The 13,249-nt window shown below is 68.0% G+C and carries 11 protein-coding genes; all 11 read right to left on the bottom strand.

Features of this window, described 5'->3' with window-relative positions; all coding sequences use genetic code 11:
* Positions 1 to 118 precede the first annotated feature (118 nt).
* The 11 genes from RHA1_RS29755 to mftE all read right to left on the bottom strand — a co-directional run bounded on the left by RHA1_RS29755 (position 119) and on the right by mftE (position 13,213).
* Entirely contained in the window at positions 119 to 1,459 is a 1,341-nt protein-coding gene (locus RHA1_RS29755; RefSeq protein ID WP_011598120.1) for an MFS transporter, read from the bottom strand.
* Between the two features lie 121 nt (positions 1,460 to 1,580).
* Entirely contained in the window at positions 1,581 to 2,126 is a 546-nt protein-coding gene (locus RHA1_RS29750) for a hypothetical protein (RefSeq protein WP_011598119.1), read from the bottom strand.
* Positions 2,127 to 2,204: 78 nt separating this feature from the next.
* Positions 2,205 to 2,972 carry an ethanolamine ammonia-lyase subunit EutC gene (gene eutC / locus RHA1_RS29745; protein ID WP_011598118.1) on the bottom strand — a complete coding sequence of 256 codons (768 nt, stop codon included), beginning with the start codon at positions 2,970 to 2,972 and terminating at the stop codon, positions 2,205 to 2,207.
* Positions 2,969 to 4,381, bottom strand: a complete 1,413-nt coding sequence (locus tag RHA1_RS29740; protein ID WP_009479322.1) for an ethanolamine ammonia-lyase subunit EutB — start codon at positions 4,379 to 4,381, stop codon at positions 2,969 to 2,971. Before RHA1_RS29740 ends, eutC begins: the two co-directional genes overlap by 4 nt.
* On the bottom strand, positions 4,378 to 5,832 hold the full coding sequence (eat, locus tag RHA1_RS29735) for an ethanolamine permease (RefSeq protein WP_009479321.1): 1,455 nt from the start codon (positions 5,830 to 5,832) through the stop codon (positions 4,378 to 4,380). Before eat ends, RHA1_RS29740 begins: the two co-directional genes overlap by 4 nt.
* 155 nt (positions 5,833 to 5,987) lie before the next feature.
* Positions 5,988 to 6,530, bottom strand: coding sequence for a DUF779 domain-containing protein (locus RHA1_RS29730; protein ID WP_011598117.1), 543 nt, complete (start codon positions 6,528 to 6,530; stop codon positions 5,988 to 5,990).
* Positions 6,530 to 8,053, bottom strand: coding sequence for an aldehyde dehydrogenase (adh, locus tag RHA1_RS29725; RefSeq protein WP_009479319.1), 1,524 nt, complete (start codon positions 8,051 to 8,053; stop codon positions 6,530 to 6,532). The genes RHA1_RS29730 and adh overlap by 1 nt, the downstream gene beginning before the upstream one ends.
* 75 nt (positions 8,054 to 8,128) lie before the next feature.
* Positions 8,129 to 9,445 (bottom strand): helix-turn-helix domain-containing protein, encoded by a 1,317-nt coding sequence (locus tag RHA1_RS29720; protein WP_011598116.1) that lies wholly within the window; start codon positions 9,443 to 9,445, stop codon positions 8,129 to 8,131.
* A 66-nt stretch (positions 9,446 to 9,511) separates the two neighbouring features.
* Positions 9,512 to 10,984, bottom strand: coding sequence for a mycofactocin dehydrogenase MftG (gene mftG, locus RHA1_RS29715; protein WP_011598115.1), 1,473 nt, complete (start codon positions 10,982 to 10,984; stop codon positions 9,512 to 9,514).
* A complete protein-coding gene (gene mftF, locus RHA1_RS29710; protein ID WP_011598114.1) occupies positions 10,984 to 12,384 on the bottom strand; it encodes a mycofactocin biosynthesis glycosyltransferase MftF in 1,401 nt (466 codons plus the stop codon). Before mftF ends, mftG begins: the two co-directional genes overlap by 1 nt.
* 106 nt (positions 12,385 to 12,490) lie before the next feature.
* On the bottom strand, positions 12,491 to 13,213 hold the full coding sequence (gene mftE / locus RHA1_RS29705; protein WP_009479315.1) for a mycofactocin biosynthesis peptidyl-dipeptidase MftE: 723 nt from the start codon (positions 13,211 to 13,213) through the stop codon (positions 12,491 to 12,493).
* Between the last annotated feature and the right edge of the window lie 36 nt (positions 13,214 to 13,249).

Here is a 13,249-nt window from a genome sequence, read left to right as displayed (position 1 = left end):
GCAGACCCGAAGGCCCTTCCGCGGTCGAACTTACTCTTGGTTGATGTGATCCAGGGCATACTGCACGGCGAGGGGCGCCGGTATCTGTGCGAAGTCCGGACACCCCTCGCCGGCCCTGTCAGAGCGCGTCGTCTTTCGTTTCCACCAGGGCTTTCGTGCACAGCAGGCTGACCACGCCGAGGACGGCGAGCATCACGCCGATCGCGGCGCTGCCGTACGCGGACGCCAGCGGCGCGGCGATCAGCGGCGGCACCGCGCCGCCGAGCACGCCGGCGAGGTTGTAGCCGAGGCCGGCGCCGGTGTAGCGGTAGCGCGTCTGGAACATTTCGGGAAGCAGGGCGCCGCAGGGGCCGTAGGCGATTCCGAAGATGGCGAGCGTGACCATCACGCCGATCGTGAACGCGACGGGTGAACCGGTGTCGAGCAGGGGGAACAGTGCGAGCGCCCACACGACGGCCAGTCCGCAGGAGATCATGATGACCCGTCGGCGCCCGATCCGGTCCGAGTACAGAGCCGAGACGACGATCGTGAATCCGAAGACCACGGCCGAGGCGATCCCGACCGTCAACACGAACGGGCGGCTGAATCCGAGGGTCTTGGTGCCGTAGCTGGTGAGAAACGCTGTGCCCATGTAGAAGAACGCGAAGAGTGTAGCGAGCGCGCCGGCGGAGAGGAGGATCTCCTTTGTCTGGTACCGCCAGGCGTCCATCAGCGGGAGGGTCCGCGGGGCCGCGTCGGCACGGTCGGCAAGCTGGGCCGCGCGGAACACCGGTGTCTCCTCGATCGCCAGTCGCATGTAGAGGCCGATGCCGACAAGGACGGCGCTGAACAGGAAGGGAATCCGCCACCCGAACTCGAGGAAGACCTCGTTGGTGTCGCCGAGCAGGGTGCCGGTGACGAGGAACGTGGCGCTGGAGAGGATGAAGGCCACCGCGGGGCCGAGTTGCGGGAACATCGCGTAGAGGCCGCGCTTACCCGGGGGTGCGTACTCCGCCGTCAGCAGTGTGGCGCCCGCCCATTCGCCGCCGACGGCGAATCCCTGACCGAAACGCAGCAGCACCAGCAGGATCGGGGCCGCGACCCCGATCGTCGCGGCACCGGGCAGCAGGCCGATCAGGAACGTCGAGACACCCATCAGGATGAGCGTGGAGATCAGCGTCTTCTTACGTCCGATCCGGTCTCCGTAGTGGCCGAACAGCATGGCACCCACGGGCCTGGCGACGAACGCGACGGCGAATGTCGCGAAGGAGGCGACGGTGCCTGCGGTGGAGCCGAGGGCGGGAAAGAACACCGTGGGGAACACCAGGGCTGCGGCGGTGCCGTAGATGAAGAAGTCGTAGAACTCGATGGTCGTGCCGATGCCGCTGGCGATGGCCACCTTGCGGACGCTGGTACCGCCCTGGCGCACCGGTGTGGGGGCGTGGGGGGCTCCCGCACCCGAGTTGGAGACTGTGGTCACTCGATTCCTCCGTGGTCCGTGGGGAACACCCTGGTGGGCGTATCCCGGATGAGAGGAAAAGTAGTGATCCGGCTCACTGCGCCACCACCCCCGAATAGGGGGGGTGGTGACGCGCGTCACGTCACTCGGCGGTGCCGGACGCGCCGAGCAGCTCCGTGCGGAGTTCGGTCCACACGGTGGCGTACGAGTCGATCACGGGTTCCGAGATCCACTTCGTCTCCCCCGCAGCGACTTTCGCGAGAGCGTCGGCGAACAGATCCTGGTAGCGGGACAACCTGGGCACGAACGCCGACAGGTCGTCGAACACGACCGACGCACGGCGGTCCAGGTCGGCCAGCTGATCGGCGTCGGCCGAATCGATCAGTCCGACGAACTCCTCGTGGAACGGCACGAAGCTCTCGTACACCTCCGCGATGGAGTCCTCGTCGATGGACACCCGCTCGGCGTCGAGTTGATCCTCGAGCTCCGACAGTCCGGCGTCGGTGAGCTCGATCCGGCCGTCCGAGGCTTCCTGCGCCTTGCCCTGGGTGAGCAGCGCGTCGTAGGCGGCCTGCGCGGACGCGGCGCTCACCCCGAGATGCTCGGCCAGAACAGACGCGCTGACCTGCTCTTTCAACCGGACCGCCTGCAGCAGGGCCAACTCGTCCACATTGCCAGCGAAGGCCATAGATCTCTCCTCGTCACACCCCGTCCAGGGCGGTTCTCCGCAGGCCCGGTCGGACCTGCCGCCCTTTAGATAACACGACTACAGCTCGAGGATCTCCGAGGGGGCTGCGAGCGCATCGGCACGGGAGGTGTCCTTCAACTCCACTCCGGACCGGCCCAGTTTCCTGGCACCGGACACGAGACCCGCCACGACGCGGGCTGCGAGTTCGTAGCCGAGCCCCTCGGGTGGGTGGATGTTGGACACGCAGTTCCGGTCCGCGTCGGTGCGTCCGGGACGCGGGAGGTGCGTGAGATAGACGCCGACGCTGTCGGCCACCGACAGCCCCGGCCGCTCCCCGATCAGCAGGACGAGCGTCTGCACGCCGAGTGCCTGCGCGATGTGGTCACCGAGCGCCACCCGGGCCTGGGTCGCGATCACCGGCGGCGCCAGCGAGTACGTCCCGCCGAATTCGTCGACCAGCGCGGACAGCAGGGACACCCCGTGATCGGTGAGCGCCCGCGGCGACAACCCGTCGGCGAGGACGAATCCGACCTCGGCCGTCACCGCGGGAACCGCGGACAGGTCGGCCGGCGTGCGGCCCAGGTCGGGCCGGCGCAGGTATTCGCTGCGGTCCGATGCCTGACTCGTGACGACCACCGGCCTGCCCAGGCCCACGGCCTCGACCTGCTCGGCCAGCGCCTCCGCGTCGAGCGGCTGGTGGACGGCGTCACGTGCGGCGGCGTGCGCCGACCGGAACTCGAGGACGCGCTGCGTGGGCAGGGCGTCACCGGTGCGGCCGAGTCCGATGCGCGCCTGCGTCGTGGCCCGCAGTTCCGCCCAGAAGTCTTGCACCACAGGATCACTCATCGTGCCACCGTCAGTGCCCGCAGCGGCGACGCCGCGGCGTCGACCGGCAGGACCCGTCCCGCGTCGTCGACCATGCCGAGACGGCGCATCCAGTCCTCGAATTCCGGTGCCGGCCTGAGTCCGAGCACCTGGCGCGCGTACAGCACGTCGTGGAACGACAGACTCTGGTACCCGAGCATGACGTCGTCCGCACCGGGTACCGCGATGACGAAGGCCGCGCCTGCGACACCGAGCAGGGTGAGCAGCGTGTCCATGTCGTCCTGGTCGGCCTCGGCGTGATTGGTGTAACAGACGTCGACACCCATCGGCAGGCCCAGGAGCTTTCCGCAGAAGTGGTCCTCGAGCCCGGCCCTGATGATCTGCTTGCCGTCGTACAGGTACTCCGGACCGATGAACCCGACCACCGTGTTGATCAGCAGCGGTTCGAGATCACGGGCCACCGCGTACGCCCTGGTCTCGAGGGTCTGCTGGTCGACGGGCCTGCCGCCCGTGCCGAGGTGGGCGCCCGCACTGAGCGCCGAGCCCTGACCGGTTTCGAGGTACATGACGTTGTCGCCGACGGTGCCGCGTTTCAGGGACCGACCGGCCGCGTTGGCCTCTCGGAGCAGCGAAATGTCCACACCGAAACTCGAATTGGCGCCCTGTGTTCCGGCGATGGACTGGAACACGAGGTCGACGGGAACGCCTTCCTCGATCAGGCCCATCGTGGTGGTCACGTGCGACAGCACGCACGACTGCGCCGGAATGTCGAAGCGCTGACGGATGTCGTCGAGGAGGTGGAGCAGTTCCGCGGTGGCGTGCGGCGAATCGGTGGCCGGGTTGATTCCGATGACGGCGTCACCGCAGCCGAGCAGCAGGCCGTCGAGCGTGGCGGCCGCGATTCCACGCGGGTCGTCGGTGGGATGGTTGGGCTGCAGCCGGGTTCCCAGGTGCCCCGGTACGCCGAGCGTCGTCCGGAACCCCGCGGTGACGGTGACGGCCCGCGCGACCGCGATGAGGTCCTGGTTGCGCATGATCTTGCTGACCGCCGCGACCATCTCCGGTGTCAGCCCCGGGGCGACGCGACGGAACGTCTCGGCCGCACCGTCCCGCGCCGCGACGTCCAGCAGCCAGTCGCGCAGGCCGCCGACGGTGAGATGGGAGATCTCGCCGAACGCGACCCGGTCGTGCGAGTCGATGATGAGCCTCGTGACCTCGTCGTCCTCGTAGGGAACGACGAGTTCGTTCAGGAACGTACCGAGGGGGACGTCGGCCAGCGCCCATTGCGCGGCGGCGCGTTCGGCGTCGGAGGACGCCGCGCACCCGGCCAGTTCGTCGCCGCTGCGGAGCGGTGTCGCCTTGGCCATGAGGTCGACGAGACCGTCGAACGTGTACCCGGTTCCCGCGACTCCGTGACTGTAGGTGGTCATTCCAGGTCTTCCTCTGCCTTCGCAAGAACAGCAAACTCCTCGTCGGGCGAATTGGCAACGAGGTGATGGCGGCTGTACAGGCCGAAGTACGCCATGAAGGCCGCGAATGCGATCAGCGTCCAGAGTGCGGCGACCGGATCGACGAGGAAGGTGGCGATCACCGCGGCGGCCGCGATGACGAGCGCGAACGACGTGGTGACGATGCCCCCCGGGGTGCGGTACGGCCGCTTCATCTCCGGCTCACGCCTGCGGAGGACGATGTGGCTGACCATCATCAGCACGTAGCTGACGGCCGCGCCGAACACCGCCATGTTCAGCAGCATTGCGCCTTCACCGGTGAGCGACAGCACGAACCCGATGACGCCCGGCACGATGAGGGCGAGCGTGGGCGCCTTCCGCGAGTTGGTGATCGACAGGTTCTTGGGAAGGTAACCGGCGCGGGACAGCGCGAACGTCTGCCGCGAGTAGGCATACATGATCGAGAAGAAGCTGGCGACGAGGCCGGCCAGTCCGATGTAGTTGACGACCTTCGCCGCGGTTCCGTCACCGAGCGCCTCGACCAGCGGATTGCCGGACGTCGACAGACTCTCGGCACCCAGCGCTCCGGTAGCGAGGAACAGGACAGCCGCCCCCGTGACGATGAGGATGAGCATGCTGATGATGATTCCGCGCGGCACGTTCTTCTCCGGCTCGCGGGCTTCCTCCGCGGCCAGCGGCACGCCTTCGACGGCGAGGAAGAACCAGATGGCGAACGGGACGGCGGCCCAGATACCGAATGCACCGAAGGGCAGGAAACTCGACGCTCCCACCGCATCGGTCGCCGCGATGTCGGTGAGATTGCCCGCGTCGAACAGGCCGATCGCGGAGACCGCGAAGATCACGAGACCGACCAGTGCGATCGCCGTGATGACGAACATGGCCTTGAGTGCCTCGCCGGCGCCGGTCAGATGGATTCCGATGAAGATGGCGTAGACCGCCAGGTACACCCACCACCCGTCGGTGATACCGAACAGGTTCAGTGACTCGACGTAGCTGCCGATGAAGGTCGCGATGGCGGCGGGCGCGATCGCGTATTCGATGAGAATGGCCGTGCCGGTGGCGAATCCGCCCCACGGCCCGAGTGCGCGCCGCGCGAACGTGTAACCGCCGCCGGCGGCGGGCAGGGCGGACGACATCTCGGCCATGCCCAGCACCATGGCCAGGTACATGCCCGCGATGACGACGCCGGCGATCAGCAGGCCGCCGAATCCGCCCTCGGCCAGTCCGTTGTTCCATCCGGCGTAGTCGCCGGAGATCACGTAACTGACACCGAGGCCGGCGAGCAGCACCCAGCCCGCCGAACCCTTACGGAGCGTGCGTTTTTCCAGATAGCTGCTGTCTTCCGAGTGGAAGTCGGCAGCATCGTGATGTTGCCCGGTTCCGGAATTCTTGGATGGTTCTACGAGTGACATTCCGTCCCCTACGTCGATCCGAATGGTGCCTCGCCCGCCCCGCTCGTGGAGCGGGATCGAACGGCCGAGGCCAATGGTGAACGAGTTGTGTACACGTCGTGTCAGCGAATCATGACCACGACGTAAAAACCTAGGTCGTAGTGCACTGCGGGGCGCTACGGGCCCGGGCGGCGGGCGGGCACGGGACATGCGTCGACGGCTTCGTCGACCACTTGCGGTTCGGGGGACGGCGCGGGCCTCCAGCCCTGCTCCCACCGCTGACCCACGATGACCTCCTCCGCGGCGAGGCTGGCGTTCTCCTCCGGGGTGAACGCACGCGCACGACTGAGAAAACGCATGCCTTCGGGACTTTCCAGGCTGAATCCCGATCCGCGGCCGGGCACGACGTCGAGCACCAGCTGGGTGTGCTTCCACGCCTCGAACTGCGAACCGGAGATCCACACGGGCACCGCATCGCCGCCTTCGGGCCGGGTGGACGGGGTCTCCCCGACCCCGAGTCGCAGGTCGAGGACGCCGAGCAGCACGTCGCGGTCGCCGACGATGAATTCACCGTCGGGGTAACACATCGGCGCGGAGCCGTCGCAGCACCCGCCGGACTGATGCATCATCAGCGCCCCGTGGGTACCGCCGAGGCGGCGGAGAAGCTCCACCGCCCCGGCGGTTGCCTTCAGGCGCTGAGGCGCCCGGGCTGCGTCCATCAGAAGAAGCCCTGAGCCTTCTGGGCGTAGCTGACCAGCAGGTTCTTCGTCTGCTGGTAGTGCTCGAGCATCATCAGGTGGTTCTCGCGGCCGATGCCGGACTGCTTGTAGCCACCGAACGCCGCGTGCGCGGGGTACTGGTGGTACGTGTTGGTCCACACGCGCCCGGCCTGGATGTCGCGACCGGCGCGGTAGGCGACGCCACCGTCCCGCGACCACACGCCGGCGCCGAGGCCGTACAGCGTGTCGTTGGCGATCTCGATGGCCTGGTCGTAGTCCTTGAACGACGTGACGGAGACGACGGGACCGAAGATCTCCTCCTGGAAGATCCGCATCTTGTTCTGACCGGTGAAGATCGTCGGCTGCACGTAGTAGCCGCCGGACAGGTCGCCGCCGAGTTCGGCGCGCTCACCGCCGGTGACGACCTTGGCGCCTTCGCCCTTGCCGATCTCGATGTACGACAGGATCTTCTCGAGCTGATCGTTCGAGGCCTGCGCGCCGATCATCGTGTCGGTGTCGAGCGGGTCGCCCTGGCGGACGGCCTTGGTGCGGATGGCCGCCATCGCGAGGAACTCGTCGAAGATGTCCTCCTGGATCAGCGAACGCGACGGGCAGGTGCACACCTCGCCCTGGTTGAGGGCGAACATCGTGAAGCCCTCGAGCGCCTTGTCCTGGTAGTCGTCGTTGGAGGACAGCACGTCGGAGAAGAAGATGTTGGGGCTCTTGCCACCGAGTTCGAGGGTGACCGGGATCAGGTTCTGCGACGCGTACTGCATGATGAGCCGGCCCGTGGTGGTCTCACCGGTGAACGCGATCTTCCGGATCCGTGGGCTCGAGGCGAGCGGCTTGCCCGCCTCCACACCGAATCCGTTGACGATGTTCACCACACCGGCGGGCAGCAGGTCGCCGATGACGGAGATCAGGTGCAGGATCGACGCCGGGGTCTGCTCGGCGGGCTTGAGGACGACCGCGTTGCCCGCGGCGAGTGCGGGAGCGAGCTTCCACACGGCCATGAGGATCGGGAAGTTCCAGGGGATGATCTGGCCGACGACGCCGAGCGGCTCGTGGAAGTGGTAGGCGACGGTGTCGGAGTCGATCTCCGACAGTGCGCCTTCCTGCGCCCGGATCGCGCCGGCGAAGTAGCGGAAGTGGTCGACGGCCAGCGGAATGTCGGCGTTCAGGGTCTCGCGGATCGGCTTGCCGTTGTCCCAGGACTCGGCGAGCGCGATGGACTCGAGGTTCTCCTCGATGCGGTCCGCGATCTTGTTCAGGATGATGGCGCGCTCCGCCACCGACGTCTTGCCCCAGGCCGGAGCCGCAGCGTGTGCGGCGTCGAGCGCAAGTTCGATGTCCTCGGACGTCGAACGCGCGACCTCGCAAAACGGCTGTCCGGTGACGGGTGTCGGATTCTCGAAGTACTGGCCCTTGACGGGCGCAACCCACTGGCCGCCGATCCAGTTGTCGTAACGCGATTGGAAGGACATGACGGCGTCCGGCGAACCCGGGCGGGCATACACGGTCATCGATAACTCCCTGGTGTCGTGAAACTCGGGTGGAACTGGGTGTGACTCACAACACTAGGGACCGTACCGTTGCAACTACGTTGCGTACTGCTGATCGAACAGATCAATCCTGGACTTGACCTGGGAATACAGGGGCGAACGCGGGTCGAGGCCCGCCAGGTACGCCTCCCATGCGGCGACGTCCTCGCGGCCGTGGACGGACGTGGTCCATTTGGCGAGCAACCGTTGATCACCTTCCCGCAGCAGCGCCGCCTGGACGCGTGCCCGCAACTCGTTGCGAAGATCCTCGACCCCGGGCGCCTCCGACCCGGGAAGGACCGGGCCCGAGTACACGTCGAGGGCGGCGGTGAGCTCGCCACGGTCCAGGGCTCCGCGAACCTGCCGGACGTCCGACGTCAACTCGGCGAGCAGCCGATAGGGCCGCGAACCGAGGTTTGCGGGACCGAAAACCTTACGCAGGCGCGACATCTCGGCACGAATGGTGACGGCGTCGAGTTCGTTCTCGTCGAGCAGCACCGCGAGGCGGTCGGAACTCAGGCCTTCGGGGTGCTCCGCCAGAAGCAGGAGGATCTCCGCGTGCCGCTGCGACAGCGGGATGCGTTCGGGCCCACGGACCAGAGTCGGCCGTCCCGATCCCAGCACCTCCAACCGCAATACCGTCTCGACGAGCGGGTGCGGTGAACGCAGCTGGTGCAGTCGCAACTCCGCCTCGGCCGCCGCGACGGTCGCCCTGATCAGCGAGAGCACCTCGGGCACCGCCACCCGCGGACCACCGGTGATGTCGATGGCCCCGACGATCAGCCCGGTCGCGGGGTCGTGGACGGGCGCCGCCGAACAACTCCAGTCGTGCACCGAGCGACTGAAATGCTCGGCACCGAAGATCTGCACGCAATGGTCGAGCGCCAGCGCGGTACCCGGGGCGTTGGTGCCGACGGTGTCCTCACTCCAGTCGGCGCCCTCGACGAAGTTCATCTCCAGTGCGCGGTCCTTGGCGGACGAATCGCCCTCGACCCACAGCAGCTGACCCTTCTCGTCCGTGATGGCCACGAGCAGCCCGGTGTCGGCGGCGTCCTCGACGAGAAGCTTGCGGACCACCGGGCGGATGATCGACATCGGGTGCGACGCCCGGTACGCGGCGAGATCCGCGGCCGCCAGATCGACCGCGCGGGCCGACCCGTCCGGGTTCACTCCCTTGCTGGTGCTGCGCAACCACGAGTCGAGGATGACGGAACGAACGGAATTCCCGTCACCGTCCGGGGCACGACCGGCGGGTGCGTGACGCTCGACGAACAACTGATGCGCCGACGACACCCTGCGTGCAAGCATCGCGACGTCGTCTCCCGGGCGCACGGCGACCCACGGATTGCCCCCTGTGGGCGGTTGACTTTGCATCGAACTCCTCCACGGCGTCTCTGCCTACTGTAACCCGCGTCACACGTGCCTGTGTCGTCCCCTCGGTCACTCCCCCAGGAACGTACTGACGCGCTCGGCGACCATCACCGCCGTGGCGTGCGGCCCACGGCTCGGGACCACCGGGAACACCGAGGTGTCGGCGATGGTCAGCCCTTCCATTCCGCGGACGTTGCACCACTCGTCCACCACCGCGCCCGCATCGTCGCGTCCGCCCATCCGGCAACTGCCGCACAGGTGCAGCGACGTCCCCAGGTGGGCGAGCACCGCGCGGTCGGACACCTCCCGGGACAACGGCTCGAGCAGCGGGCCGAGTTCCGGTGAGCGGAGCAGTTCCAGCCCGATGGCCTGCCCCTCGCGCAGCGCCCGGCGGTCGGCGGCGGATTGCGCGTAGCGGTATTCGATTCGGGGACGGTCCCGGCGGCGCCCCGACGTGAGCCGGATGTCGCCCCGACTGTCCGTCACCATGAGCCCGATCCCGAGGATCGGGTCGGGCTGCCCGGATCCGGGGACGAGCACGTCGAACGGCGCCGTGTACGGACGGATTTCGAGGTCGCCGACATTCAGCACCGTTTCGACGACCGGACTGGTGTCATTGCGGCGGAGCGAGTCCCGGATACGGTACGGCAGAGCCACTTCGGGGTGATCACTGAAGTCGCTGCCGACACCGGGCGCGTCGAGGACGACGGGAATGCCGTTGTCCTTCAGGTGTTCTGCCGGACCAATCCCCGAAAGCATCAGCAGCACCGGGGTTTCGACAGGACCTGCCGCCAGCACGACCCGACCGGTGCGGACCGTGCGCCGCACCCCGTCCGACTCCACCTCCACCCCGACGGTCTCGTTACCGGAGAACAGAATTCGGACGACGTCGGAATTCGCTTCGACCGTCAGATTGGGCCGCTTCCACGCCGGCAGCAGGTACGCCACTGCCGTACTGACACGGTGGCCGCCGTCGACGTTCAGGGGCACCGGACCGACCCCGCCTCCACCCGCGCTGTTCTTGTCGGGTTCCTCGGGATGTCCTGCACCGAGCGCCGCGGCGCGGAACGCCGCGCTGATCTCGCTCAGCCGCTCCGCGGGCTGCCTGCGAACGGGCATCGGTCCGGTCGTGCCGTGCCGGGAGTCGTCGAAGTCGGCGTCACGCTCGAGTGCCCGGAAGGCGGGCAGCACGTGCTCGTACGACCACGACGCGGGCCAGTGCCGGAAATCCGCTTCCGTCCCACGGACGAAATAGGCGCCGTTGACGGCGCCCGAACCACCGAGGACGTGTCCCCGCACCATGGCCGACGGAACGCTTGGGGCCAACTCCACGCCGTACGTCTCGGCGAACGCGCTACCCGGACCGACCGGCAGCGTCCGGTAGTCGAGCACGGGACAGTCGGACACCGTTCGGTAGCCGGGCCCGGACTCGAGGAGCAGAACCGATCGTCCGGGATTCTCGCTGAGCCGGGCGGCCACCACACATCCACTCGAACCGCCGCCGACGACCACGACGTCGGCGGCGCGAATCGGATCGGCCACTACGACTTCAACCGGGGCTTCAATGCGTCGAGGTCGCGGGCGGTGATGGCGCCCTTCCAGAGCCCGGCGCCGTACGCGACGTCGTCGATCCGCTTGAACACCGTGTGCCGCACCGGTCCCAGCCCTCCGGGCGCCCGGTGGGTCACCCAATCGGCGACGCCCTCGGCGACGGCGATCGCGAGCGCGATACGGCGAATCCGTTTCGAGAGCAGCACCGCCAGCAGTGTGATCGGCCAATAGTGGCGACACATCGCGGACGCCAGCTGCCAGGCACCGCCGGCGAAACCCTGGGCCGCGAGGATCGCGGCGATGCGGGTCGGCTGGTCGAGTCCGGTGAACATGCGGCGCAGGCGCATCAGCATCATCGCGAGTGTGGCGACGGCGCCGAGCAGGCCGAGCCGGGTGCACGTGGCGGCGGCGAGGCACGCGAAGAACGTCCACGGCGACATCGACAGCGGGGGAACCATCCCCGAATGCCTTGCCGCCAGCGGCGCCGCACCGGTGCCGTAGAACAGCTTGCGGTCGAACCACTTTCCGAACGTCACACGATGATCGTGCGCAACGTGGGCCACGGGCTCGTACCGCAGTCGCCAGCCGGACTCCTGGAGTCGCCAGCACAGGTCGACGTCCTCCGCCACGTGCATCGACTCGTCGAAGCCGCCGAACTCGTCGAGCACTTCGCGGCGGGCGATCATCGCGGCGCTCGGGACGTACGACACCGGGCCACCGGACTGGACCGCGGACTCCTTACGTCCGAGGTCGAGGGAGGAGCGGGCGTGCTCGTACCGCGCGAGTGTGCTCGCGTCGGGTTCGAGCGCCACTATCCTCGGGGCGACAAGTGCGACTGCGGGATCGCTGAAGTGGCCGAGCATGACCTCGATCCAGCCGGTGCGCGGCAGGACGTCGGAGTCGAGGAACGCCACGAACGGAGTTGCGGCGTAACGCAGACCGGTGTTCCGGGCCGCGGCCGGCCCCTTGGCCGTCTCGTGGCGCAGGACGGTGACGTGGCCACCGCACCCGTTCTGCAGCACGGGGGCGACGATCGGGACGTCGGAGCCGTCGTCGACGACGATTACCTCGAGTCCGCGGAGCGAGGCCAGCACCCGGTGCAGCCCCGACGCGTTGTTCTTCACCGGAATGACAACGGTGACATCCCGGGGCGACGGAGTACTCATGGGGCGCGGGTTGGCGACCCCCGAATCGAGGAGGCGGCGTGCGACGACCGCGGACTGCGGATCGACGACCTCGAGGTAGCCGTCTCCGATCATGGCCGCCGCGGTGGGCGCCAGCTTCAGCATCCGAGTCGGCGAACCGCCGATGAGCACGCGACCTCCGGAATATGCGCGTACCTTGGGGTCGATTCGGATCCCGAATCCGTCGGGAAGTCGAGCTTGGCGCATCAGTCGATCGTATGCGGATCGGAGAGCGCTGGCAGAGCATGCCGGAAATTAGTCGCGTCGGCATGCCGGAAATCCGCCCTCGGCAACTCGAGGACGCCCGTGCGGGTCATTGGAGCCTCCCATCGGCGCCCGGTTCCGACCGGAGCCTTCCATCGGGGCCCGGTTCCCACCGGGCCAGTGCCTTGGTGACTGCGTGGACGAGTACGCCGAAGATCTGCGCCCCCTCCGCGGCCGTAGCGCCCGTCGGGTCACCGAGCACGCCGTTGGCCGACACGGCGACCATACCGCCTTCGCGCAGTCTTGGCATCAACCTCGCAACAGGTTCCGTATTACCGGCTTCAGCCCTGGACAACCTCACTCGAGCGGGTGAAAGGTGTAGCAACAAGGACGTTTCCGTACGCCCGGCATGGGCGTCCGCCCCGGGTACCGCACACGGCACCCAAGCCACATCGCGTGCCTCGTACCGAAGCAAGGCGACAGCCTTGACCAGCGCGGGCCCGTTCCCTCCGTGCCCATTGACGAACAGCACGCGGTCGGCCCACCGGCACGCGGACCTGCCGTACTCGACCAGCACGGTTTCGAGCGCCTCCGACCCGAGCGAGACCGTCCCGGGAAACCCTTCGTGCTCGCCGCTGGCTCCGTAGGCGATCGGGGGCGCCACCAGTACGTGCGGCAGCGCGCGGCACACGGCGTCGGCGATGGCGGTGTCGGTGTCGAGCGGCAGATGCGGTCCGTGCTGCTCGAGAGAGCCGACCGGGACCACCACCGTCGACACGCGGGACACGAGTTCGGGCCACACCGCGTCGTCGAGGTGTCCGGAATGGGGCATCCACCGATGCTAGGCGATGCGGAACCGGCCGCTGCG

The organism is Rhodococcus jostii RHA1, assembly GCF_000014565.1.
GTDB classification, from domain to species: Bacteria; Actinomycetota; Actinomycetes; order Mycobacteriales; family Mycobacteriaceae; genus Rhodococcus_F; species Rhodococcus_F jostii_A.
This window is presented reverse-complemented; position numbering and strand designations above follow the sequence as displayed.

Excerpts from the sequence above, each read along its gene's own strand:
- RHA1_RS29730 (WP_011598117.1), bottom strand. The coding sequence starts at position 6,530 with ATGGACGCAGCCCGGGCGCCTCAGCGCCTGAAGGCAACCGCCGGGGCG.
- RHA1_RS29750 (WP_011598119.1), bottom strand. The coding sequence starts at position 2,126 with ATGGCCTTCGCTGGCAATGTGGACGAGTTGGCCCTGCTGCAGGCGGTC.
- mftF (WP_011598114.1), bottom strand. The coding sequence starts at position 12,384 with ATGCGCCAAGCTCGACTTCCCGACGGATTCGGGATCCGAATCGACCCC.
- eutC (WP_011598118.1), bottom strand. The coding sequence starts at position 2,972 with ATGAGTGATCCTGTGGTGCAAGACTTCTGGGCGGAACTGCGGGCCACG.
- RHA1_RS29740 (WP_009479322.1), bottom strand. The coding sequence starts at position 4,381 with ATGACCACCTACAGTCACGGAGTCGCGGGAACCGGGTACACGTTCGAC.
- adh (WP_009479319.1), bottom strand. The coding sequence starts at position 8,053 with ATGACCGTGTATGCCCGCCCGGGTTCGCCGGACGCCGTCATGTCCTTC.
- eat (WP_009479321.1), bottom strand. The coding sequence starts at position 5,832 with ATGTCACTCGTAGAACCATCCAAGAATTCCGGAACCGGGCAACATCAC.
- mftE (WP_009479315.1), bottom strand. The coding sequence starts at position 13,213 with ATGCCCCATTCCGGACACCTCGACGACGCGGTGTGGCCCGAACTCGTG.
- RHA1_RS29720 (WP_011598116.1), bottom strand. The coding sequence starts at position 9,445 with ATGCAAAGTCAACCGCCCACAGGGGGCAATCCGTGGGTCGCCGTGCGC.